Source organism: Pseudophaeobacter sp. A-200-2, assembly GCF_041008815.1.
GTDB classification, from domain to species: Bacteria; Pseudomonadota; Alphaproteobacteria; order Rhodobacterales; family Rhodobacteraceae; genus Phycobacter; species Phycobacter gallaeciensis_A.
This window is the reverse complement of sequence record NZ_JAXGFU010000001.1, coordinates 536270-561462: the sequence shown is the minus strand read 5'-3', so window position 1 is coordinate 561462 and position 25193 is coordinate 536270. Positions and strand designations below refer to the sequence as shown.

Annotated in this window: 17 protein-coding genes; 12 read left to right on the top strand and 5 right to left on the bottom strand. The window is 52.6% G+C overall.

The window, feature by feature from the left end:
• The first annotated feature begins 153 nt into the window (after positions 1–153).
• Both SM766_RS02480 and SM766_RS02475 read left to right on the top strand, forming a co-directional pair.
• Positions 154–1254, top strand: a complete 1101-nt coding sequence (locus SM766_RS02480; protein WP_368946790.1) for a tyrosine-type recombinase/integrase — start codon at positions 154–156, stop codon at positions 1252–1254.
• Between the two features lie 710 nt (positions 1255–1964).
• On the top strand, positions 1965–2882 hold the full coding sequence (locus SM766_RS02475) for an ArdC family protein (protein WP_368946789.1): 918 nt from the start codon (positions 1965–1967) through the stop codon (positions 2880–2882).
• Between the two features lie 780 nt (positions 2883–3662).
• On the opposite strand, the gene SM766_RS02470 is transcribed toward SM766_RS02475, so the two are convergent.
• Entirely contained in the window at positions 3663–4919 is a 1257-nt protein-coding gene (locus SM766_RS02470; protein ID WP_368946788.1) for a replication initiator protein A, read from the bottom strand.
• Positions 4920–5154: 235 nt separating this feature from the next.
• Between SM766_RS02470 and SM766_RS02465 the strand changes: the two genes are divergently transcribed.
• Complete coding sequence (locus SM766_RS02465) at positions 5155–5670, top strand: antirestriction protein ArdA (RefSeq protein WP_368946787.1); 516 nt, start codon at positions 5155–5157, stop codon at positions 5668–5670.
• Positions 5671–5762: 92 nt separating this feature from the next.
• On the opposite strand, the gene SM766_RS02460 is transcribed toward SM766_RS02465, so the two are convergent.
• From SM766_RS02460 to SM766_RS02445, 4 genes are all read right to left on the bottom strand, one after another.
• Positions 5763–6641: a hypothetical protein gene (locus SM766_RS02460; protein WP_368946786.1), complete on the bottom strand. Its 879-nt coding sequence runs from the start codon at positions 6639–6641 to the stop codon at positions 5763–5765.
• Positions 6634–8160, bottom strand: a complete 1527-nt coding sequence (locus SM766_RS02455; protein WP_368946785.1) for a type IV secretory system conjugative DNA transfer family protein — start codon at positions 8158–8160, stop codon at positions 6634–6636. The genes SM766_RS02460 and SM766_RS02455 overlap by 8 nt, the downstream gene beginning before the upstream one ends.
• A gap of 320 nt (positions 8161–8480) precedes the next feature.
• The gene (locus SM766_RS02450; protein WP_368946784.1) at positions 8481–8945 is read right to left on the bottom strand and encodes a hypothetical protein; all 465 of its coding nucleotides are present in this window, start codon (positions 8943–8945) and stop codon (positions 8481–8483) included.
• A gap of 489 nt (positions 8946–9434) precedes the next feature.
• Positions 9435–9845 carry a hypothetical protein gene (locus tag SM766_RS02445; RefSeq protein ID WP_368946783.1) on the bottom strand — a complete coding sequence of 137 codons (411 nt, stop codon included), beginning with the start codon at positions 9843–9845 and terminating at the stop codon, positions 9435–9437.
• Between the two features lie 522 nt (positions 9846–10367).
• On the opposite strand from SM766_RS02445, the gene SM766_RS02440 reads away from it, so the two are divergent.
• The 9 genes from SM766_RS02440 (at position 10368) to SM766_RS02400 (ending at position 25170) form a co-directional block, all read left to right on the top strand.
• Positions 10368–10874 (top strand): plasmid mobilization protein, encoded by a 507-nt coding sequence (locus SM766_RS02440; protein ID WP_368946782.1) that lies wholly within the window; start codon positions 10368–10370, stop codon positions 10872–10874.
• The gene (locus SM766_RS02435) at positions 10871–12565 is read left to right on the top strand and encodes a relaxase/mobilization nuclease domain-containing protein (RefSeq protein WP_368946781.1); all 1695 of its coding nucleotides are present in this window, start codon (positions 10871–10873) and stop codon (positions 12563–12565) included. Before SM766_RS02440 ends, SM766_RS02435 begins: the two co-directional genes overlap by 4 nt.
• A 900-nt stretch (positions 12566–13465) precedes the next feature.
• Positions 13466–13912: a membrane protein insertion efficiency factor YidD gene (gene yidD / locus SM766_RS02430; RefSeq protein WP_368946780.1), complete on the top strand. Its 447-nt coding sequence runs from the start codon at positions 13466–13468 to the stop codon at positions 13910–13912.
• 223 nt (positions 13913–14135) lie between these two features.
• Positions 14136–16874: a class I SAM-dependent DNA methyltransferase gene (locus tag SM766_RS02425; protein WP_368946779.1), complete on the top strand. Its 2739-nt coding sequence runs from the start codon at positions 14136–14138 to the stop codon at positions 16872–16874.
• Positions 16871–17704, top strand: coding sequence for a hypothetical protein (locus SM766_RS02420; RefSeq protein WP_368946778.1), 834 nt, complete (start codon positions 16871–16873; stop codon positions 17702–17704). The genes SM766_RS02425 and SM766_RS02420 overlap by 4 nt, the downstream gene beginning before the upstream one ends.
• Before the next feature lie 28 nt (positions 17705–17732).
• Positions 17733–19787, top strand: a complete 2055-nt coding sequence (locus SM766_RS02415; protein ID WP_490363341.1) for a DEAD/DEAH box helicase — start codon at positions 17733–17735, stop codon at positions 19785–19787.
• Positions 19780–20985, top strand: a complete 1206-nt coding sequence (locus SM766_RS02410; protein WP_368946777.1) for a GIY-YIG nuclease family protein — start codon at positions 19780–19782, stop codon at positions 20983–20985. The genes SM766_RS02415 and SM766_RS02410 overlap by 8 nt, the downstream gene beginning before the upstream one ends.
• A gap of 78 nt (positions 20986–21063) precedes the next feature.
• A complete protein-coding gene (locus SM766_RS02405; RefSeq protein WP_368946776.1) occupies positions 21064–21954 on the top strand; it encodes a hypothetical protein in 891 nt (296 codons plus the stop codon).
• Positions 21955–25170 carry a DEAD/DEAH box helicase gene (locus SM766_RS02400; protein ID WP_368946775.1) on the top strand — a complete coding sequence of 1072 codons (3216 nt, stop codon included), beginning with the start codon at positions 21955–21957 and terminating at the stop codon, positions 25168–25170.
• Positions 25171–25193: the final 23 nt, after the last annotated feature.

The window sequence follows — 25193 nt, the reverse complement described above, 5'->3', positions numbered from 1 at the left end:
ATACACAATAAAAACAGTGCCTTGAAGCTTTTCACTTGTTGTCGCTTATTGACGTTTGGGGGCTATCTTCGATAGAAACTGCCCCTAAATTGCCCCCAAAATCTGCCCCTGCGTTTGGGCTGACTGGGCGCGACGCGAAATATGGAGGCAGATATGGCGACAATCGAGAAGCGTGAGCGCAAGAAGGGTGTCGTCTATCAGGTTGACGTTCGCGTCGTAGGCTACCCCCGTCAGAAGAAGACCTTCAAGCGCTTGACTGACGCCAAAGCATGGGCGGCAAAGACCGAGAGCGATATCAAGTCAGGCCAGTTCCAGCCGATCAGCACTCAGTCCAAACGTAAGACATTTGCGGACGTGATTGACCGCTATGAGCGCGAAGTTCTACCGAATCTGGCTGAGAGTACTCAGCGTAGCTCAGGCACGGCGCTACGGTATTGGCGTGCCCAACTTGGTGACTACAGCTTGCAGTTCATCACGACAGAGCAGGTTTCCAAGCTCATGGGTGAACTGGCTGCGATACCGGACGAACGCGGCAATGGCGAAAAGACAAAGCCCAAGAGCAAGCGCACGCTGAAATACTATCGCGACGCGCTGGATATGCTTTTCAAGAAGGCTTGTTCCTGGAAGTGGCTTGGCGTCAATCCGATGGACGGCGTTGAGCGCGTGACCAAGCTTCGCAATGAGCGCACCAGGTATTTGTCAGACGACGAACGCAGGCGGCTCCTGGACGCCTGCCGTGAAAGCCCGAACAAGCAGCTCTATCCGATCGTTGTGTTTGCCCTGTCCACCGGTTGCCGCCGGGGTGAAATCATGGGGCTGACTTTGCCGGATATCGATCTGGCTCGGAATATGGCCGTCCTTCGAGACACCAAGAACGGTGATACGCGATCTGTACCGATCGTCGGGCACCTTGCCGAACTCATGGACGCGCAGATAAATCTTGTGAAAGAGCTGTACGATGAACAGTTTTCGCACGCGCCTAGGCTTTACCTATTCCCCAGACGTGACCTTACCGCGCCGATGGATGTCCGCAAAGCATGGGAGAACGCGGTGACGAAAGCGAAGATTACCGATTTCCGGTTTCACGATTTGCGACACAGCACCGCCAGTTATCTCGCAATGCAGGGCAAGTCGCTGATCGAGATTGCCGACATGCTGGGACATAAGACCCTTCAGATGGTGAAACGCTATTCACACCTGTCAGCCGATCACAAAAAGGGGCTGGCTGAAGAGCTCGACGGTAAGATGTTTTGACTTTGAATGAGAAAGCTGATCAAGCGGCCTCTCAGATCATTTCTGTGCCCTTTGATAGTCATGGATGCCACAAACCTTTGAAACGCAACTGACGAGCCGTATTGGCGCTTTTGGACTACATTTCCAAAGCCCTCTTAGGTCGGAGTTCTCCGCGCGAGGTTCTGCCGTGGTGGTCTCCCTTGAACGACAAACCAGGGCCGTCGCCGGGGATGCGCTGGCACCAGTCTGCTGATGGCGAGTTGTCCCAATGGCTTGAAATCTCAGGGTGCCTTTGCTGAGCCGCTATCATACTGAAGTTTCCCCTTGGATTGCTGGTCGGACGTCGATTTAGACGGTCGATTGGGCTGTGGTGCTGTACCGGGCATTTTCTTCAAGTCACTATATTTTCTCAGAGTTCTGGCGAAGTTGTAGGATGCTTTGAATAACTGTCGTGTGGATGTCTGGCCTCTTTAGGCCCTTGTCTCACACCGCTCCTAACGAGCTGTCCTCTATCTGGCGTGACCTGGCAGGGACGACGTTCGGCGCAACGGTTCGCCGTCAGTTTCATCCCCTGATTTGCATCATTCCTCGCGAAACAAGAAACAGCCTGCTCTCCGTCTGTCGCTTTTCTCCAGCCCGTTCCGGGTGCGCCGCCCGTCTTTGACCCTGCCTCTTTGGTCGCCATCGGACAGCCGCGATGGGCGCGGCTCTCAGAAACAAGGAGAGAGACCATGAAAACCGCACGCGCAGACGTTTACACGCAAGTGACCAACAACATCATCGCCGCAATCGAAAAAGGTGCCGGTGACTGGCAAATGCCCTGGCACCGCAGCGGCGAGGGCCTTAACCGCCCCGTCAACATCGACACCAGCAATGCCTATCGCGGGATCAACGTCCTGAGCCTTTGGGCCGCAGCGCAGGCACAGGGATTCTCGACCGGAACCTGGGGAACCTATCGCCAATGGCAAAACAAGGGTTGCCAGGTCCGCAAGGGCGAGAAATCCAGCCTGGTTGTCTTCTACAAGGAATTCACCGTCGAAGAGCAGCTGGAAAACGGCGAGACCGAAGAGGGCAAGCGCATGATGGCCCGCGCCTCTTACGTGTTCAACGCCGATCAGGTGGACGGTTTCGAAGCCCCAGCACTTCCTGAACCCAAGGACCCAGTGCAAGTGATCGAAGAGGCCGACGCCTTCATCCAGGCCACAGGTGCAAACATTCGCCATGGCGGCACGCAAGCCTACTACCGCCTGCCTTACGGGGGTGATGGCGACTATATCCAGATGCCTGAAAAAGATCGCTTCACCGGGTCTGAGACCAGCAGTGCCACCGAGTGCTACTACTCGACGCTCCTGCATGAGTTGATCCATTGGACCGGCAGCGCCAAACGCTGCGATCGTGGGTTTGGAAAACGCTTCGGTGATAACGCATATGCCGTCGAAGAGCTCGTGGCAGAGCTGGGTGCTGCGTTCCTTTGCGCCGACCTTGGGGTCACGCTGGAGCCACGGGCTGATCACGCGGCCTATATCCAAAACTGGCTCAAGGTCCTTAAGGCCGACAAGAAGGCGATCTTCACAGCTGCGAGTCAAGCAGCCAAAGCGACGGACTTCCTCGCTGGCCTTCAGGCCAAACTCACATCGGCTGCCGCATAGGCAGCCATTCATTTTCGGTGATAGGCCGCCCCGGTCTGGGGCGGCAGTCGTCTTTACTGAAAATAGAAACGCTTGAGCGGGCTTTCAGATCATTTTATGGCCTGTTCAGCACTAACCACACCAGAGGTATCTGATAACGCATCAGATAGGTTCATTGCGGCTGAATACACACCCTTTTCAAAGTCGATTGTGCTGACTTTTGACGGCAACCCGATCAAATCAACAGGAAGCGACCCTTTCCAATTTTGCCAACAATGCCTCCAGGGCTGACGATGGTTCGTCCCAAGCCAACCGATCATAGGGGGGAAAACCAATATTTTCAAAAAAATGTTCGAGCACCGCAAGGTGCGTTTTAAGAGTTTTAGAGGTTTTAATAGTTTTAAGGGCGAAATTCCTGTTCTAAATCATAGGGTTGCGAGGTGAAAATTAACTGATAGACGGTTTTGACAAACTGATACACGGTTTTGACAAACTGATAGACGGTATTTTTCGACTGATAGACGGTTTTTGACAAAAATGGTGTGCCTCACCTGTTGTCCTGTGGATAACTTCATATTTGTGAAGTGGTAAGGAGCCTTGCTCCAAATTTAGGTTGTCAGATGGCAGCGAAATTTGGCCGTGCCAACATGGACGCTCCGGTGACAAGATCGAGAGCTTTTCGAAAATTTTTGACAAACTGATGGACGGAATTTTGACAAAAATGCTATTGGTCAGACCCGCGCTAGGATAAGAAATGCATTTGTAGATTGTTGATTTTGTCAATCCGATAGACGGGTTTTGTCAGGCTTCGATCAGGTCGTACTGGCTTGAGCTGCTTGCTTCTGAGACTTCAGAGCAAGGTAGTTCGCGGCGTGAAATGTGAAGGATGCTGCCGTCCCGTCCTTTTGAAAGCCTTAGATTATAGTCGGGGAGAGGATCATTCGCTGCATCCGCCACAAGCTCTTTGATTTTTCTCTCAAATTGCCACAAACTTGATTTTGTCCCGCTGCGCATATGCAGGTCCGCAACCTTGTAGTGTGCTTCGCTTTGACCGGCGGCTTTGCGGGCGAGACGGTAAACAAAGCGAGCTGTTGATTTCTTGAGAAGGAAGTAATCCGGGTTGAGCGTCAGAATGCTTGACGCGTTCTTCTCATGGACGATTCCGTCATAAACCCAATCCGGAATCTCTATTAGTACGCGCTCAATCTTGTCGTTGGCAGTGCGGCTCAGGACTTTGTAGCGTTGGATCAGTGAGAACGTCTCGGTTTCTCTGCGTGCATCGGGTCGAAAATTTACGATCTTGATGTTGGTGGACTGCAAGCGATCCAGCGCCTTCTCAAGCTGCTCGTACTGACGTCCGCCGTCTTCTCGACGGCAAAACTTCAAGATTTGAGTTGCTGTGGGTTGGTACATCTTCGGTGGCAAGGATGGGTTTAGGCCCTTTTTCTTGTCTCTCTTGAAGATGCGCATCTGCTCCGCGAGGTGAGATACCATGTTAAGGAACACGTCGTAATCGTAAGCATTTGCCATCCCGGTTTCGGCGCTTCCCGTGACAGTGATCGAACAGTCTTTCAAGTCATACTTGATTACGCCCTCCCGCTTCACTTTGCTCAGTGAGAATGGCGCAACATCCATGAGGTTCACGTCGTCCTTGATCGGCGCATCATGGATGTTCGGGACAAAAAACATCATTTGTTCATCGTCGATCGGGGGTATTCTTTTTGTGGAAGATGGAGGGATTTCACTATTGATAATGCTCTCCAGCAAACCTTGATGCACAGCATTGGCGAGGCGATTCATTACGTCGGCCATGCCTCGGTCTTTCATTTTTTCTAGCTTTAGATCGGCTAAAGAGCGTCTGCTGTAGAACCTGCGCAAACGGCTGAGCGCATCTTTTGAAAGAACAGCTTTTTCTTGTTTTGTTGCATCAGCATATGTGTCCGCAAGTTCTTGCAGGTACAAATTTTTTTCATGCAGTGACAATTTTGAAAATTCATCACGCGCCAAATAGTCGATGTTAGGTTTTCCCATTTCTAAGAGCATAGCTGAAATGGACAATCTCCTCCATTAAAAATTCAGAAATTTGAATATTAGCTAAGGGACTTCGCCCCTGGCGCAGTCAAGGCTGCCCTTCGGCGCGACTGGCGGTGTCCCCTTCCTTCCTTCTCTTCGATCCGTGCTGGCTGGGTGATCCCCCTCCACCTGTCGCGGCCTGTGCCTTTGCCTCCCCACAACTCGCCGTCGAGGCGTCGGTTGCAACATGCGCAACCGAAAAATTAAGGAGAAAAGGAACATGGAAAACCCGGCAATCTACGTTGCAGACCTAGCAGCTTACAACAACGGCATCCTTCACGGTGTTTGGATCGACGCAACCCAAGACATCGAGGATATCTGGCAGGCCGTGCGGGAGATGCTGAAGGCCACACCGCTTGAAGAGGTGGCCGAAGAATGGGCCATTCATGATTACATGAATTTTGGGTCAGTTCAAATCAGCGAATATCAGGGCATTGAGAGCACCCACGAGCTAGCTATCTTCATCGAAGAACACGGCGAGCTTGGCGGGGCGGTTCTGGAGGCCTTTCAGGGCGATGTTGAGCAAGCAACCAAAGCATTGGAAGAAAACTATGCCGGGGAATATGAAACCCTTGCCGACTTTGCACGAGAGTTGACCGAAGACACCACCGAAGTGCCCGAAAGCTTGGCTTTCTACATCGACTACGAGGCAATGGGCCGCGACATGGAGCTCGGCGGCGATCTATTCACCCTTGAGACAGGCCACCAGAAAGTACACATCTTTTGGAACAACTAAGACACCGGGGGCGCGAAAGCCCCCGTTTTCGACTTTTCTCCGCCTCAAAAAACGCGCCTTGCATGAAAGCATGCAAGGCGCGTTTGCGCGTATCATCCAAGTATGCGCCCGAGAAGGCCATTCCGCTTGGGGGCGGCAACAGCCTTCAAGGCCATATCTGTATGCCCGCGTGGATCGAAGGGGACCCTATAGCCAAAATCGCCAGCCAGGGCACTGCCATCCTGCATACGCTCATAGAGCGGGGCGAACGGGATGTGGAACGTGCAAAGCTCTGTCTCGTCCTTGATCCAGCCATCAGCGCGGACGGTGATCACATCGCCCGTGTCGTGGTCAGCTTTGATCACTTCCGCACCATATCTGCCCGGCGGAAGCATATCATCCTCCCGCGTGTCCTTGTTCCAAGCAGGCAGCGGCGTGGAAATCTCAAAAGTCAGGTAGGTGATATGACTGTGGACCTTGTCCACGTTCTTTGGGCCATCTTCCATCTCCGGGTTCAGCCAAATCTGGCCCGTCGTTAGATCGCATTGATAAAAGGCGTTCTCGTTCCTAATGTGCGGCAATTCCGTCCAGGGATTGAAGACCGGTGAGGCCAGGAGCCTGGATACGCTTTGGAGCATCAAGGTATTTGAAAACTCAAATCGATTGCGATCTTCGAAGTTCAGGACACCTTCATTGATGTAGACACCGGCCAGGTTTTGCGTCGCGTCTTCCAGATCAATAAAGTCAATGTCGTGAAAATCTTGCTCATGGTCTAGCCTGACCCGCACCGAAGGCGTGACAGTATGGGAGATGCCGCGCTCGTTGTCCCGAACGTGCAGAATTTTGTTTTTGGGATCGTAGCAGGCTTTCGAACCAGGCAAGATTTCCAGTTGGTAAGGATCGCCCAAACCGGTCAGAAACCAGGGCGCTGCTACTGTGCGTTTCTTATGACTTGTCGTCAGCTTCAGATGGCTATCGCGCTCTTCAAACATCGTCGTTAGCGTCCCTAATTCCGTACTTGAACCCCTCCGGTTCACCCTTCCAGTGTTCCGTATCACGTAAGGTGTTCGATATGGCGAGGTGCTCCGGATTATCAAAACTGCCTGCCATAATTTTGAGGTTTTCATCATTATAGTATTCAATACGCGCCGCCAGCATTGGGCGCTTTCCCGACAAAAAAACCAATTGCCAAGGCGTCCCGACCCCAAGATATTCGCGGATTTCTCCCGCAGAGAGAAGCGGCGTACCCGCCAGCAGGACATTGTCGTTCACCGTACCATTAACATTCAACGCACCGTCCGCGTCACGGCCAGAGCCGCTCAGGTTCACACCGGGCACCGATACAGCCTGCGTTTTTTTACCCAATTGCTTTTCGAGCCATTCCACTGTTTCGCCGTCAGTCACACCAAATACGCTGAGCGTGCTGCATTGCGAAACGATCGTATTCCAGTCATCCGGATACAGGGCCTTTAGCTGAGATAGGTTCTGGACGAACAGCCAGAACCGGACGCCGTACCCGGCAACTTCCGCTAAGGCACGGACCAGCTCCTTCATGGAGCCCAATGCCGGAAATTCGTCGATGATGCAGGCCACCGGAATGCCGTCGGCTTTCCCATTCTTGATCATCGCCTGGTAGAACTGGCCGACCATCAGGCGCAGAAATGCGCCGTAGTCCCCCATTTTGTCGAAAGGAAGAATAACATAAATCGTGGCAACCTTTGTTTTCAGATCACCAAAAGGCAGGTCGGTGCGGCTGACGGCCTCAGCGATCTCGGGCGTATCCCAGATGCTCATTCCGGCATTGATCGTCGCGAGGATGCTGGACTGCATCCTTTCAGAGTAACCGACGAAGCTTTGCAGCCGCCTCTTGGCTCCTGGCTGGGAGGATTTACCGGCAAGCCGTTCCAAGGCTTCAGCGAGATTCGATGGCTTCTTGTCTACCGATACATTGGACGCCGTCAGAACCTCCCTGACGTCGTTCATCTGGTCACGACCCATTGAAACGCAGGCCAGGATCACGGCAGACAGGAGGTTGATCGCTTCATCGTACCAGAATTTTCCTTCTCCCTTGGGCGCGTCACCAAGCAGCAAGGACGCCAGCCGCCTGGCCTCGCTTTCACCTTCGATGAACTCCATTGGATTGCAGGCTGAGAACGGTGACACAGGATCAAACGGTTTCGTTACCTTGAACGGATCAATCCGGACAACACGACCATGCCTACGGCGCTCCTCATGGGTCAGTGCGTAGTTTTCGCCCTTGGGATCAATTACGACAACTGAGCCGCCGTACATTAGGAGGTTCGGCACAATCTGGCTGGTGCCTTTTCCTGAGCGGGTCGCCGCGATGGTGAGTAGATGCCCCGGTGGCTTGGACGCCACCGTGGTGACGAGTTCAACGGCCTCGGTGTCGAGGCCGTTTCCCAGGATCATGCAGCCGTTGTGTCCGCCGAAGCTGTTCTCGTTCATCGACACTGCTTCGGCTTGATTGGCTTCGATATCTTCCCTGCTCATGAAGCGTGCGTCTCCATGAATCGGAGGTGGGTTGGCGATCAGTTCATCGCGCTCTTTTTGAGCTGCGTGAAATCGCTTTCCGACTGCTGTCCAGGGAGGGGGAGTACCCTGCCGCTCTTCCCAATTTTGGTCAATACTCTTTCGAATAGACTTGGATACGCGGTAAATCACTCGCGTCAAAAATGATCTGTTGTCTGACAAAAAACTGCTCCGACAAATTCTCGTTTGCCTCGAGACTAAACTGACAGGAATATTATATGTAGTGCATAAGATAGCAAAAACCGCCCCCCGGAGGGAGCGGTCTATTTCGATTTGGTTGCTTACTCGGAGCGGATAGGGAACCAGAGCTTTCTCGTCACCTTCGTATCGCCACCGAACCAGGCGTTTCCGAAGACCCGCGCAACGTCGAAGACCTGCGCATTTCCGAAGGCCCGCGCGTTTCCGAAGACCCATGCATTGTCGAAGACCAAAACATGGTCGTAAACCCGCGCGTTGCCGAAAATCCGCACATTGTCAAAGACCTGCGCGTTGCCGAAGACCTGTGCATTGTCGAAGACTTGCGCAGTGCCGAAGATCCGCGCTTTGTCGAAGACCCGCGCTTTGTCGAAGACCCGCGCGTCGCCAAAGACCCATGCATCGTAACCCACATAGACTGTATTTGCGACTGTGGCCGTATGGGCCACCCAGCCGCCCACTGTGCCGTCTGGATTGATGTGACGTTTGGCCGGGATGGGTCCGTTGCCGTCTTCGAAGTCGAACAGTTCAGAGGAGTCGTGATCGGACATATGTCCCTCCATGAGATGAGGGGCGCATCGCGCCCGTTTGGTTGACGCGTGAAAAAGGCATGAAAGGTTTCCCGTGCCGGGAACCGTCAGACAGTTCCCACGCAGGTGAAGTGACTAGGGTATTGGAATGTTGAAAGGGGTTTTCAAGTGGTGCTGCAATTTTCAAATGGAAAGACACCCTGCGAGGGGCGGCCTTGTCGAGGACCCGCGCCTGGCCCCTTGCCATCTTCGAAATCAAAGAGTTCCGTTGTTTCACGATTGGACATTTGTCCCTCCATAGTAGAGGGGCGCATCGCGCCCGTTTGGTGGACGCGTGACAAAGGCATGAAAGGTTTCCCGTGCCGGGAACCGTCAGACAGTTCCTACGCGGGTCTATCGCCAAAAACTATACGTCAACAATTCTCGCCTTCTCGCGAGGGTTGTGCGCGAGCCTTTTGGGAAATGACTTGCGACCCTGCCGTTGATCGTTACTGCATCAAAGGTTTTTTTCTATCGCGTCAGGGCGCGTGAGGTAGAGAGCTCCATCAGTTGGCCAGACTTTTGGTTTTCGATGTGACGCTTTGCGGCTTCCCTGTGTTCGGGTGAAATGTGGTGTTGAGGGCGCTGCGCCAGAGTTGCCAGTACAGTGAAACTGATCTTTTCCGGGGCGTAACCATGACCAGCGATCATGGTGAAGACACCTGCGAGAAGTTCGGTTGTCTGATGCTCAGGAAGGTCAGATGTTCCGGACTTCGCCCTGAATCGCCATATCCCAGGTTCATCTTCTCGACCGATGACCGGCGCAATCCAGGCCGTCAGCTTGTTGCTTCGGTCGATGTTTGCCCGCCAGGGCATGTTCACAAAAATACGCTCACCGAAGGTGGCATTGTTGCTGTAGCTTAAGCTTGCCCAGTTGCTCATCCTGAATTCCCTTATTGACCGCATCGAGGTTGGCCAGGTTGAACGCGTGGCGTGTCTCGTTTGGTATAGGCCAACCCGTGCGGATACGCGGTAGCTTTCGGACCACGCAGTTTACTTGTCGCGCTGGACACCATTGGCCATACGACGCCCCATTTGATGGCGTCGCGTGATTTCCGTCGCACCTTCTTATGGCTCGGTGGGTTAGTGAGAACTGACATTGGCTCTGATTGATGTCTGTTGGCTACAAGGGACACGTTGCCAAACGTGTTGACATTTGTTGCCGGATATTGGAGCCTGTGGCTAAGTCCTTGTGTCAGAAAAACAAAAGAATAAATTCTGTACAGAATTCATAAGTTGACAATACAGGTTGTTCGCGTAGCGTTCTTTTGAGGAGCAAGGAAGTATATCTGTACAGAAAAAACTGTTTCTGTACAGGATATATGACCCCCATTCGACCCGGCTACGCCTTACGTCTCAAGGGAATCACCTTGTCTGCTCAAGCGCCGCAGAGGGCTTGAATGAATGGCACGACCAAAGGGTTCCAGAAAACCCGCCCACCAACGCCGAACCGAGCAAGTGACCTTCTGGGTCACGCCGTCCGAGCGCGCACGTATTTCCGCCAATGCGGAACGTGCGGGTGTCACCCTGTCTGCATTCATTCGCAGCGTTGCCCTGGGAAAGCCCCTCCGGCAAAAACCCCATGTGCAAGCTGGGGAGCTGATCCGTCAATTGAACGCGGTGGCGACCAATCTGAACCAGCTCCTGGGCCACGCCCAGAAAGGCAGCATCGACGGTGCCGAGCACATCGAGCATGTCTTCAGGCGCGTGACCGGCGCGCTCAAGCATTGGACTTCGGACGACGCCTCACCCAATACGATCGCACCAGAGGCCATTACCCTAATGGTCCACGAAGGGACCCGGCTCAATGGCCTCGCCCGTCAGGCCAACAGAGGCGAGCATGTTCCTGAGAAACAGCTGCTCTCAGTTTTGCATGACCTGACGGACACGCTCCGTCCGTTCTGTCCATGATCGGCAACCCCTACAAGGGGCGGGGGTTCAAAGGTCTTCTCCGCTATCTGCATGAAGGCAGAAAGGGTGAAGAAAACCCCCATCGCGTGATCTGGTCAGAAGCCCGCAATCTTCCAGACAATGACCCTATGGTTGTAGCTGGAATCATGCAGGCGACAGCGGAGCTTTCGCGTCGCGTGAAGAAGCCGGTGTACCATCTGCCCATCAGCTGGCCACCGGACGAACAGCCGCCGAAAGAGGTGCAGATGCAGGTGGCTGAGACGCTACTCGCTGATCTTGGCCTCTCAGAGCATCAGCACTTGATCGTCGCGCACGACGACGGCGACTGCCCTCATATTCACGTAGTCGTCAACACGGTACACCCGGAAAGTGGACGGGCTTGGAACCCGTGGCGAGATGTATACCGGATCATGGAAAGCCTTGAGCGCCAAGAGAAGGAGCTGGGGCTCCGGATCGTGGATAGGCCCGATCTGGAGGAATTGCGCAAAGGCGAGAAAGACCCTGACCGGAAAAAGGAAGCATCTCGCGAGGAAAAACTCCGGGCTGAACGTGAAGGCGACACGCCGCTCGCAAAGTGGTCCGAAACAGAGATGCGCCGCATTCGCAGCGACATCACATCCCACTTCAAAGACGCCACCAGCTGGGCTGACCTGGAAGCCCGGCTGGACGCGCATGGCCTGCATCTCAGGCGCGCAGGCCAAGGGTTCCGCATAACCGATGGTGAGCACTTCATGACCTTGTCAAAGGTTGGGAAGCATGCCCGCCAGGATCGGCTCGAAAACCGTTTTCAGGAATCCTGGGAGGATTATGAAATCGATCGGGACCTCACACGTGAGGTGGCCGACCAACTGGAGCCACCAGATGCAGAACGCCCCGAGTCCATCCTTGATGAACTCGAACAGGACGATGATCGCCAGAAGGCTCAGGCAAAAGCCGAGTCTGAGGCGCGCCTCAAACATGCTCTTCTAGCCGCCAATCGCTACGCGTACTTCCGAGACCGCGAAAAACGGGCCACTGAAGCCGCGCAACGCCACACCAAGGATCGTCGTGCCATCCGGCGTGTCCAATGGGTCAAGGAACGTGTTGCGGAGGACATTGGCAAGGCCAACCGGGAGTTTGAGGACGTTTGTTCTCATCTGTACCGGAACCCGAAAGCCGCATGGTCAGAGATCGACCGTCGCCTCAAAGCAGGGGAGAGCTTTGAAGAAATCGATTTGGACGCAGTCGGCAAGAAGAAGGGCTGGAAGTTTTTTGGATTCCGATCCAAGGGGCGGAAAGAAGCGAACGAGGCGGCAAAGTCTATGCCGCGTGCGCACCGCAAGTTGGAACGCCTGAGGAACCAGTGGGAAATCAACCAACATGACGAGTTGGAGCTTCACGCGCGGCTTGGTGCGTCTGAAGCCGAATATAATGAAGCTGTTGCCCAGATCGGCCACCGCGAGCAGCGCCGGAAACGTGGGATGGAACTGTGGCGTGAACGCCAGTCAATCGTGACACAGCTTTCAGAAGAGGAAATTTGGCGCTCAGACCTCGCTGAAGATGAAAAGGAACAGTTGGCCCGTGCGTGGGAAGAAACGTTGGATTCAGAGCGCCGCAAGGCGTCGAAGGGTCTCCGCAACGAAACGGTGCGGGACTACTATGAAATTCTTCATGAGCGCACGCGGGAGGATGCCGATGAATTCGAAAGATAGCCAAGTAGTTTTTCGAGTGTTTGGCCTCATGTTTCGGGCGTGCCGCGTGCAATCTACGACTGAACATGGCGCTCGGAAAACGCTTTCTTTCGTGGAGTTACTCCGGAATTACATCTACAATCTCTTTCAGGTACTTCAATTCCATCAAGCACAAGGTTATTTCATCTTCTAAGAGTCCGATGTTGACTTTTATCTTATGTACTTCATCCAAGTTTCCGTCTCTGTAAGCCTGAATCAAGTTTTTATTTAGCTTTGCCAATTTCTTAAGTAACTCGGACGACTTTTCAGACCAAGTCTCTGTTCTATTTTCTTCCCTACTAGAGCTCTGCAATGCTTCTCTCTTACATTGTTTATTTGTTTCTTTTGGTGTCCGACATTACCATTTTTCTGACAATGCCCCCAGCCCTCTAGGTGTGTTGGGTTCTTTTTTTCTTCCCTTAATTTGCGTAGGGTGATATAAGTGAATTCTACTTTCATATTTTTTGAAAAGCGAACCCTCCAGTTGCTGCTGGAGGGTTCATTCGTTTTATCTGGTGAGGTGCAGGCTTAAGTACAGCCATTTTCCTATCCGTAAAACGAAGCCGAGGGTCGTTTTCCTCATGTTTCTACTTTCTTTTTTATTTTTTGAGAAAGGAAAACATTTACCCAAAGGCCGCGCAGTCTATCATTTCTGGAGCCATCCGGGTAATGAATTATCGAAGCCCACACCGATGGAGCTGCATGATTTCGCGGATTGACGTGACGCGAATGAGCAGCAAGGGTACTCACGCAATACGAGAAGAAGGATTCTTTGATGGACTACAAGTGCGTACCGTTTGAGCCACCGATTGACCGGAAAGACCCAACGACTGGCGTCGCTTCCAGTTTGGGCTCGGTCATTTCTGCCGAGGCAAACGCGGGGTGGGAGTTTGTGGGGCTGGAAAACCACAGCACCGTTGTCCCTGGTTCCAATGGTTGCTTCGGGTTCGGTGCGACAAGCCCTTACGAAAAGACCTTCTCCGTAGCCGTCTTCCGCAAGTGAGATATCCCATAATCTGGGCGATTCTGGTGTACCAGCGGGTCGCCCCGACATCTCTGCGGGAACGGTGCCTCTTCAAGAAGAGCTGTTCCAACTATGTTTTGGAGGGTGCCCGAGAGAAGGGCGCTTTCGAGGCAATCAGGCGGCTCAGGGAACGGATCAAGCGGTGTAAGCCGGGTTACACGCCGATCGATACGGGAGCCGCCGGTCACGATGATCTGTTCCTGTTGAAGCTATCCGATGGTTCGATAGTAGAAGAAGCGGACCTGTCCGACCGTCTGAGAAATGAGTTTGGGCTTCCTTCCTATGAAAGGGCGGAACTCAACTAAGAATTTTACAGATGTGTATCCATTGGGTACACTTTCAGCGGATGAAAGACGCCGGTCTCCGCATACGCGTGCAGCGCGAGCTGCGAGAAAGCTTCGTAGAAGCCTGCAAAGCCCAGGACAAACCTGCGGCTCAGGTGCTTCGGGAGTTTATGCGGGAGTATGTTGAGCGCACACAAGCAACGCAGTCCCAATCTGCGAAGAACGAAAATCGAGGAAGCAACAAGTGAACGCCGTTGAAATCGAAGAGGCAATTTCCGCCCTGGCCGAGCAGCCATTTGACAAAGGTGAATTTCCCTACGCCTTCTTAGAAGCCTTTGGAAACAAGGCAACAACGATTAAACGTTTGCGCACCGGTTCATCTAATAAGTCCGACCTGGGTGGCGTTCTTCAGACTAATAACATCCATCTCAAAGTCTGTGATGATGGAACGGTTTCGCAAACTCTATCCCTGCTGAAAGCAAGCCCAGCTACGGCCAAGGCCAAAGCGAAATTCGTCCTGGCGACTGACGGTGCCGATCTTGAAGCTGAAGACCTGGCAACGGGTGAGACGATTGCCTGCGCGTTCAAAGACTTCCCAGATCACTTTGGCTTCTTCCTGCCTTTGGCCGGGATCAGCACGGTCAAGCAAATCCGCGAAAGCGCCTTTGATATCAAAGCGACCGGACGCCTCAATCGTCTTTACGTTGAGCTCCTGAAGGATAATCCGGAGTGGGGCACCGAGGCGCGCCGCCATGACATGAACCACTTCATGGCCAGACTGATTTTCTGCTTCTTTGCCGAAGACACCGATATTTTCAACGAACCAGATCAGTTCACCGGCACGATCAATCGTATGAGCGAAAAGGACAGCTCGAACACCCATGAGGTGATCAGTGAGCTGTTCAGCGCCATGAACACCAAGGCTGCGGATCGTGCGGCTGCGAACATTGCCCGTTGGGCGAACGTCTTCCCCTATGTGAACGGGGGGCTGTTTTCAGGTAGTACAGACGTTCCAAAATTTTCCAAGATCGCACGGTCCTACCTGCTACATATCGGCAATCTGGATTGGACCAAGATCAACCCGGATATTTTCGGGTCGATGATCCAGGCGGTCGCGGATGACGAGGAGCGTGGCGCGCTTGGGATGCACTACACGTCCGTTCCGAACATCTTGAAGGTTCTGAATCCGCTTTTTCTGGACGACTTGCGTGAGAAACTTGAGGAAGCGGGGGACAACCCTCGCAAGCTTCTCAATCTGCGCAATCGCATGGCCAAGATCAGGGTCTTTGACCCGGCTTGTGGGTCCGGCAACTTCTTGGTTATCGCGTACAAGGAAATGCGGGCGATTGAGGCTGAGATCAATGAGCGTCGTGGCGAGGGCGATCGACGGACCGAAATCCCCCTGACAAATTTCCGTGGCATCGAACTGAGAGATTTCCCCGCCGAAATCGCGCGGCTGGCGCTGATCATCGCTGAATATCAGTGCGACGTGACCTATCGGGGCCAGAAAGAAGCTTTGGCTGAGTTTCTCCCGCTGGACGCCATGAACTGGATTACCTGCGGTAACGCCTTGCGGCTTGACTGGCTGAGCATCTGCCCGCCCACGGGAACAGGTGTGAAGCACTATGCCGATGACTTGTTTATGTCACCAGTCGATCAAGCAGAGATCGACTTCGAGAACGAGGGCGGGGAGACCTACATCTGTGGAAACCCACCTTACATCGGTGACAAAAAACAAACTAATGAGCAGAAGGCAGACATCGAAGCAATTCTTGGAGAGCGCACCAAAAAGTGGAAGTCGCTTGACTATGTTTGCGGATGGTTTTTCAAGGCTGCGGAGTACGGGCTTAGAACGAAAGCGTCTTCGGCGTTCGTGTCCACAAACTCAATTTGCCAAGGTCAGCAGGTTCCGGTGCTATGGCCCATCATACAAGGGCTTGATCATGAAATATCTTTCGCCCACACATCTTTCCAGTGGAAGAACTTGGCCGCACACAATGCAGGCGTAATTGTAATAATTGTAGGGATATCAGCAAGCGCATCTCGGGAAAGGAAAATCTTCTCTGAAGATGGCGAAGGCAAGACCGTTTCCGTCTCAACAGATAACATCAACCCATATCTTGCACCTGCAAAGACAATATTTGTTAATGCGCGCAAGGGGCCAATTTCCGAAATATCAGAGATGACGCTTGGAAACTTTGCAAAGGATGGAGGGCATCTCCTTCTTGAGCATTCAGACCTGGGCGCACTTGATGAGAATACGCGGAAGTTCGTCCGACCGATGTTTGGCGGCCAAGAGTTCATTAAGAGCAATCCAAGGTTCTGCTTTTGGATTGAAGAGGATGAATATCAGGAAGCGAAGGAGATACCTGAGCTCGCATCCCGTTTTGAAAAAGTCCGCGCAAACAGATTAAATAGTCCGAAGAAGGCAACCAGAGACTGGGCAGAAAAACCCTATCGCTTCGTTGAGGTTAGGTCACCTAAATATACCGAGGCGATGGTTCTTCCTATTGTCAGCTCAGAGAATCGAGATTTCTTCCCGGTTGGCTTCCTTCCAAGAAACGCAATCGTCAACTATGCGTTCGGTCTATACGATGCTCCGCTCTGGAACATGGCGCTGATCGCGTCACGGCTTCATCTAGCGTGGATTGCAACGGTTTGCGGGAAGATGAAATCGGACTACCGCTATTCGAATACTCTGGGTTGGAACACCTTTCCCGTTCCCAAACTCACAGAAAAGAACAAGGCTGACTTAACCCGCTGTGCCGAAGATATTCTTTTAGCGCGCGAAGCAGAATTTCCTGCGACCATCGCCGATCTCTACGATCCCGAAAAAATGCCAACCGATCTGCGCGCTGCCCATGACCGCAATGATGAAACACTTGAACGCATCTATATTGGTCGCCGCTTCCGCAACGACACCGAACGGTTGGAAAAGCTCTTCGAACTGTACACAAAGATGACCAAGAAGGTGCCTGCATGAGCAGCATTACGGACATCGAAAAACGCTACATGGAGAAGCTCTTGGATATGGGGGGCGGTTACGTCCTTGACTACTCAGACCCTAGCTATGGCGAGTTTTTCAAGCGCCACGGGATCAATATTCATGGTCCGAAGTATCAGACCTATGGCACTTCGAAGGCCAAGAAAATGCGCGCTTTTTGGGAGCAAGAGCCGGATGCCGTAGTTGGCAAGGTTCTGTCTGAGATGATGGATTCCTACGAAGCCGACGGGGAGCTGAATGGCCGCGAGATTGACAAGCCCGTGCTGGAAAAAGGGCGCTCTATCGCTGATCGTCTTCTCGGCAAGAAACGCCCCCCAAAGCCCAAGCAAACAGTCGATGATTTCTTGCACCGCGAGTTCACTGTCCCAAACGTGCAAAAGTTGCCCGTTGAAGCCCAGGCGGTTCCGATCATCCAAAGCCGCTTGAATGAGGCGAGAACGGCAATGGGGGCTGGAGCCTATCTGTCGGTCATTTTTCTGTGTGGCAGTGTGTTGGAAGCAATTTTGCTGGGGGCAGCGCAGAAGGAGCCAGCGCGCTTCAACAAAGCCAATTCAAGCCCGAAGCGGAATGATGGGAGCGTGAAGCAGTTCCACGAGTGGAGCTTGGCCCAATTCATCGATGTTTCTTGCGAGATTGGGTTGCTGAAGCCCGACATTAAGAAGTTCAGCCACGGGCTGCGAGATTTCAGGAATTACATTCATCCATATGAACAAATGGTCTCTGGGTTCACACCCGACGAGCACACGGCCAAGGTTTGCTTTCAGGTTTTAAAAGCAGCGCTGGCGAGTGTGGCGGGGGAACGCCGGTGACACTAGAACGATAAAGAAAGATCAGATAATGAGCAGAGAGAAAAACGTTCCATCCGTTTCCGTCACCTACGCCCAGAACGGCAGTTCGACCAAGTCGAATGAACTTGGCATGCGGGCAATGCAGGAACGCGCCTATGAAAAGCGGGGCGAGCAGTATCTTCTGATCAAGTCGCCGCCTGCATCCGGGAAAAGCCGCGCGTTGATGTTCATCGCGCTCGACAAGTTGCAAAACCAAGGGCTCAAACAGGCGATTGTGGTGGTGCCTGAAAAGTCGATCGGATCGAGTTTCAACGACGAACCACTGAGCAAGTTCGGCTTTTGGGCGGATTGGACTGTCGCGCCCAAATGGAACCTGTGCAATTCGCCTGGCACGGACGGTGGCAAGGTCAAATCAGTTGGCGCGTTCCTTGAGAGTGGCGACCAGGTATTGGTCTGCACTCATGCCACTTTCCGCTTTGCCGTCGAGAAGCTTGGCGTCGAAGCGTTTGATAACCGGTTGATCGCTGTGGACGAATTCCACCACGTCTCAGCCAGCGAAGACAGCATTCTTGGCTCTCAGCTCAATGAATTTATCGCCCGCGACAAGGTGCATGTCGTGGCCATGACCGGCAGCTATTTCCGGGGCGATGCCGTGCCGATCCTTGTGCCTGAGAACGAAGCCAAATTCGACACGATTACCTACACTTACTATGAGCAGCTGAACGGGTACAAATACCTGAAAACGCTCGATATTGGATACTTCTTCTATTCGGGTTCCTATGCCGACGATATTCTGAAGGTCCTTGATCCGAACGAGAAAACGATCGTGCATATCCCGAATGTAAATTCGCGCGAGAGCACCAAAGATAAACACCGAGAGGTGGAGCACATCATTGACGCTCTAGGTGATTGGCAAGGCACGGATCCAGAAACTGGTTTTCAGCTTGTCAAAACGCCCGAAGGGCGCGTGCTGAAAATCGCTGATCTAGTGGATGATGAAGCGGCCAAGCGCGACAAGGTATCGGCGGCGCTCAAGGACCCAGCGCACAAGGACGATCGGGATCACGTTGATATCATCATCGCCCTGGGCATGGCCAAGGAAGGTTTCGACTGGATTTGGTGCGAACACGCATTGACGGTCGGTTACAGAGCAAGTCTCACAGAGATCGTGCAGATTATCGGTCGCGCGACCCGTGATGCTGAAGGCAAAACCCGCGCAAGGTTCACTAATCTTATCGCGGAGCCAGACGCCGGTGAAGAGGCGGTGACAGAGGCGGTGAATGATACGTTGAAGGCCATCGCGGCCAGCTTGCTTATGGAGCAAGTTCTTGCGCCCCGGTTCAACTTTACTCCGAAAACCAAAGCGAGCGGGCCTGTCGAAGGGTTCGACTATGGCGAGGGTGGTTACGATCCAGATAAGGAGAACGTTGGTTTCAACGAGGAAAGCGGACAATTCCAAATCGAAATCAAGGGCCTTGCTGCACCCAAGAGCAAAGAAGCCGAACGTATTTGCCAGGAAGACTTGAACGAAGTTATCACGGCCTTTGTACAAGATAAGACTGCTATTGAGCGCGGGCTCTTTGATGAAGAGTTAGTGCCGGAAGAGCTTACCCAGGTTCGAATGGGTAAGATCGTTGGAGCGAAATTCCCTGAGCTTGATGCTGAGGACCAGGAAGCCGTCCGGCAGCATGCTATTGCCGCCTTGAATCTCACGCAGAAGGCCAAGGAAGTAGCCTTATCGACGGCGGAAGAAGGTGAGACCACTGGAAACACCGCATTGATCGACGGCGTCAGAAAGTTCGCGATGGATGTTCGCGAGCTCGATATCGATTTGATCGATAGGATCAATCCGTTCGGCGAAGCTTATGCCATCTTGGCGAAAACCATGAGCGAGGAAAGCTTGAAGCAAGTCGCAGCGGTGATATCGGCCAAGAAGGTACAACTAACTCCGGAAGAGGCGAGAGATTTGGCTCGTAGGGCCGTCAAGTTCAAGCAAGAACGTGGCCGTTTGCCCTCAATCACTTCGCCGGATGCCTGGGAAAAGAAAATGGCTGAAGGTGTGGCGTACCTCGCGCGCATGAAGCAGGAGGCCGCAAATGGCTAGAGAATTTACGCAGGAAGACGACGCGCTTTTGGCGGAACTCGGTGTCGAGGTCGAAGCGAAAAGAGTTGTCAGCCGAACACCCCGCGAGGAGCGCATCGTCGCAGGTTTCGAAGAGATTCAACGGTTTTCCGAAGAGCACGGGCGCGTGCCGGAACATGGCGAAGATCATGATATCTTTGAGCGCCTGTATGCCGTTCGGTTGGATCGCATCAAAGAGCTTGAAGAGTGTCGGGAGTTGGTTGAGCCAATGGATACCACTGGCCTGTTATCTGGTGCTTCACCTACTCCCGCCCGCGATGCCGAAGACCTGGATGATGACGCGCTTTTGGCCGAGCTGGGCATAGAGTTAGAAGCTCCACCGATAACCGAGTTGAAACATGTTCGTTCGACGGCTGAGAAAAAGGCAGCTGAAGAAATTGCCAATCGAGAGCGGTGCGAAGATTTTGCCAAGTTCAAGCCTTTGTTCACAGAGGTTCAGAACGACTTGGATGTGGGCGTGCGCACGACCCGAAATATTCGAAAACAAGCTGGGTTCCTCAAAGCAGACATTAAGAAAGGTGAGTTCTTCATCCTGAGCGGTCAAACCTTGTATGTCGCTGAGGTTGGAGAAGAAATCCGCGCGCCAAACGGCGAGACAGACGCCAGGCTGCGGGTGATTTACTCAAACGGCACTGAGAGCAACATCCTGCTTCGTTCTCTGCAAAGAGCGCTATACAAAGATGAAACAAGCCGGATTGTTACTGATCCTAGCGGTCCTGGGCCTCTGTTTTCATCGGAAACTGACGACGACGATTTGGCGAGTGGATTGATCTATGTGCTTCGCAGCAAATCGGACCACCCAACCGTCGCCGAACACCGGGATGTGCTTCACAAAATCGGCGTGACGAGCGGAACTGTGGAAAAGCGCATAGCAAATGCCAAGCTTGATCCAACCTTCCTGATGGCGGAGGTGGAGGTTGTTGCCACTTATGAACTTTACAACATAAACAGGACGAAACTCGAAAATCTAATTCACCGAATTTTTGAGTCCGCGCGGCTCGACGTCGAGATTAAGGACCGCTTTGGACATCCTGTCTCGCCACGTGAATGGTTCTTAGTTCCATTGTTTGCGATTGATGAAGTTGTCGAAAAGATCAGAGACCGATCGATATCTGAATTCGCATATAACAGCCAAAAGGCTAGGTTGGAAAAGATTTAATAATTACAGATTGCTACATTGCGAAATTGAGTTTCATGAACTGGTGGCGGTGAAAGTTTAAGGTGGGAAGTTGCATAATTGAGTAAGCAGTTTGAAGAGAATCTCGATGAATCCGAGGGGAGTTCTGACCAGGCTGACTTAGCGCCTGTTCATTGCGAAGCGTGCACAATTGATGAGAATTGCGTGGGAGAGCGATGGGTTCCAGGTAACGAAGACGAGCTTGCAGCTCTAATAGCTATTGTTGCTATGGGCCAGGCGTCTGAAGCTTCACACATTCTCAATGAACTCATCCCTGCCAAACCAGCCTTCTCGTTCGAGGAGTTGCGTGAAGAAGCTAAAATTAGACTGACCGTTGAAGAACCTGCTAGCAAACCAAGAAAAGGCTATCCCAAATGGCAACGCGACGGATTTGTTTTCGAGGTTATTTCCTGGATCGCGGCAAAGACAACACATGGAGATTCCGCGTTGTTGAAAGACCCGCATGTCAGTGCGACTTCGCAAGGGCTAGATGGTCTCATGCTCGAACTGGCAAGTGGAGGTGATAAAATAACAAGCAGCACTGTTTTCGAAGACAAATGCACAGATAATCCTAGGAACACATTTCTTTACAAGGTCGTTCCTGCTTTTGAAGACCGTCATAAGAACTTGCGTAGCGCAGAGATAATAGATGCAGCAGGAGCGCTTCTCCGTAGTGCTGGTGTGCTGCAAAAAGATGTCGCGCGGATAAGTGCCGCCGTGACCGACAAATCAAAAAGAAAATACAGAGCGGCGTTTTCATTGCCAGATAGCTACGATGCGCAGGAGGAACGTAAAGCTCTCTTTGCGGACTACAACCGCATCGAAAACATCAATGCCGAACAGCGCATTGGAGCATCTTTTATCACCCCAACTGCAATGCGCACTTGGATAGCTGGCTTGGCTGAGAAGGCGATTGATTACCTTAACAATCTCGAAGACGGAGAGGTGTAAATGTTTGACGCTGAAACTGCTGCCCTCTTGCGTTCGGCACCTGCAATGCCGGGGTTTGACCCCGATAATCTGCCAGCCTTTCTTACTTATCACTATGCCAATCTTGCTTCCTTCAGGATGGGAGGTCTTGAGGCCGCCAGTGATGATCACGGTGACGACTGGAGCCTAGAAAGACTCGCTGACACGTATGAACTCGCGGCAACGCTCCAGGTAGAGCCGCAAGATGCGCGAGCTGCGGCGTTCGTCGCCGCAACCGCACAACAAATCATTGCGCGGCGTGATGCAGAACGGCTAGAGGCTATTGCGCGACCCAATATTGACCGAAGCAGACTCGATCCAGCCCTATCGGCAATACTGCTATTCTTGATTGCCGAGCAATTCGCCGATGCCAACGAGGCAGCTACAGCAATTCGTACAGAAATCGATGGCCAACTCTATGAGGCCACGATCCTCACTGAACATCTCATCGATCTTGGTCGTGGTCGCCTAAAGGAGGTCCTCAACCGATCCGCGCGCTGGCGTCAACCTCGTGAATACCAGGATACTGATGAGCAAGTTCTTGCGGCCCTGTTAGAGACTATTAGTACGGGGATTGAGCTATTTGCGGCACGCTTTCTGAACTTGCCTGAGCCGGAAAGCATCTTGGGCCGTTTTAACAATGCCAGGGAAGCCTTCGAGCGGGTTATTGATCTCTCAAGCTCTAACCGAGAACTTACAGCATCCATCCGGACAATAGCATACGTTTATTCCGGTCCACATCACCTCGCTTCGCTTTTGCTCGCTGCCACCGATGGAATTGCGAGTGCCAGCCTTATGCGTGTTCCACCTCCCGATGGGGCTGATGATAACACTTGGAGAGAATGGTTGCGCTATCGAAGCAACCAGTTTCCGTATATGTGGCCCAATCACCGGAAGGCCGTCGAGCGATCATTTCATCAAACCGGAGTATCGGGAGTTGTTGTCCTCCCTACCGGCGCCGGTAAGACAACTGTATCTTCGTTGAAAATCGCGGGAGTTCTTGCGCGTGGCAAGAAGGTTGTCTTTTTAGCTCCCACCCACGCGCTCGTAGAGCAATTGACGGAAGACCTGCAAGCGATGTTCCCAAAGGAATTGCTTGGCTCTGTAGTCTCCAGTGATTTCGATCTTCTGCTTCAGGAAGATGCGATCTTTCAAGATGTTGAGGTGATGACGCCAGAACGGTGCTTGGCAATGTTGTCTTTTGCACCGGAGGCATTCAGTGAGGTAGGGCTTATGGTATTTGACGAATGCCATCTATTGAGCCCGGAATCTGGTAAAATCAGGCGTGCATTGGACGGAATGCTATGCGTGTTGGGTTTTAACCATGTTGCGCCCGACGCGGACATTCTATTTCTTTCAGCGATGGTTAAGAATGGTGCAGAGCTTGCCAGATGGTTGACGGAGTTAACGGGAAGGCCAGCGATAGATGTCGATCTCATATGGAAACCAAGTCGGCAAGCACGCGGCGTTGTTATCTACGACACCAAAGATTTGGAGACTGCTCGCGAGAACGCAATCCTAGCGCAACAACAAGAAGATGAACGTCGTGAAAAAAGGGCAGCCAGCCTTCGGAAAATTGCACAAGCCCAATTGCTTGCCCAACCTTATGCCATTTGGGGGCTTCAACATAACTGGCTTTCCGAGGACAGCGCATTTTGTTCTACAACACCGTTGCTTACCGATAGCGTTCAACTGGCTGGGAAACTTGAGTACGGACCTAGCGTTCGCCTCACCCCAAATTCGAACGAAGTCGCGGGTAGCATTGCTGCCGTTGCCGCTCCCAAAGGGTTGAAGACGATTATTTTTGTGAACACCAAGAATGACGCCGTCAAGGTTGCCGGTGATGTTGCAAAGCTAATTGATGAGACAATAGAGCCGACCGAACCAGAGGCTTTAAGGTGGGCTGCGCTTGACCTTGAACTTGGAGGACGAAGGCACTCGCTGCTGGTGGGACCGGCTAGCGCGGTTCCTCACAACTCAGCCATGCTTCGATTGGAGCGTGACCTCGCAGAAAGGATGTTCAAACGCCCAACTGGAGCAAAAGTTATCGTTGCGACTCCCACCCTGGCGCAGGGTCTGAATCTTCCCGCTCATCTTGCCATTTTGGCCGGTGACAAGCGCGCTGGTGTGCAAGGTGGACGGGAAAGTTTAGAAGCCCATGAAATTCTCAATGCTGCCGCCCGAGCCGGGCGTGCCGGGCATCTCGCCAACGGATTGGTTCTTTTGGTGCCGGAGCCCATCATTCAATTCAAAGAGAAGAACAAACTTTCCGCCCGAACAGTCGAGAAGCTCAAAGCAGTACTTCCGGAAGATGATCACTGCGTTAAGATATCCGACCCATTGCAGATCGTTTTGGATCGCGTGAATGTCGGAGAAGTAATTGATTCAGATGTAAAATATACAATTAATAGGTTTGCGAACATTCAGGCAGGCGAAGTTTCAGCCAGTGCGAAACGGATATTTGATTTAAGAAAATCCCTTGCCTCATATGTTGCGCGAAGTGAATCATCTGAGAATGCTTTCGAGGAAAAAGTTTTAGCATTCAAGAGTGCCGTCGAGGCGCATCATGCGGGAGGGGCGGATGAAACCTCGGCAATTCTTGCATCTCAAAGCGGACTTCCTTCAGAAGTTGTTGTGCGTCTCAAAGCACGAATTTCGACTTCGATCGGAAGCTTACCAACCGACATATTATCGTGGATCGAATGGACGACGAATTGGCTTGTTGAGGATGCTGAGGCGTGCACGGAGTTGCTTAGCGATACGCGGCCTGGGTTGTTAACTGCTGCTGGCAAGCCCAAGGGAGCGGACTTAGACGACGAAGTTCTGTGTCACGTTTTGAAAGGCATTTCGGCATGGATCACTGGTGCGCCGCTTTCCGATATTGAGAAGACTTTAGGTGGCGACCCCGACTCCGACGCGATTACGAAGCGGACCTGTCCTCGCGCTCGTGCGCTGGTAAGCGCCGTCATTCCTAGGGGGTACTCCTTTGTTTTAGGATTAGTTGCACACGTGACCAAGGAGGTTGATCCGTTTGAAGCGCAAGCAAACCTCGAAAAACCATTGGTTGAATGCATGAGTACGGCGTTGCGACTGGGGTTTGACAGCCCAGAAAAGCTGTTTTTCTCACAAAGCAACAAAGACGCATTGGGGCGCGTTCAAGCCCACCAAATGTGGAAGATTAAAAACACAGTGAAATAGATAGTAGAGCTTTTTCTTTCACT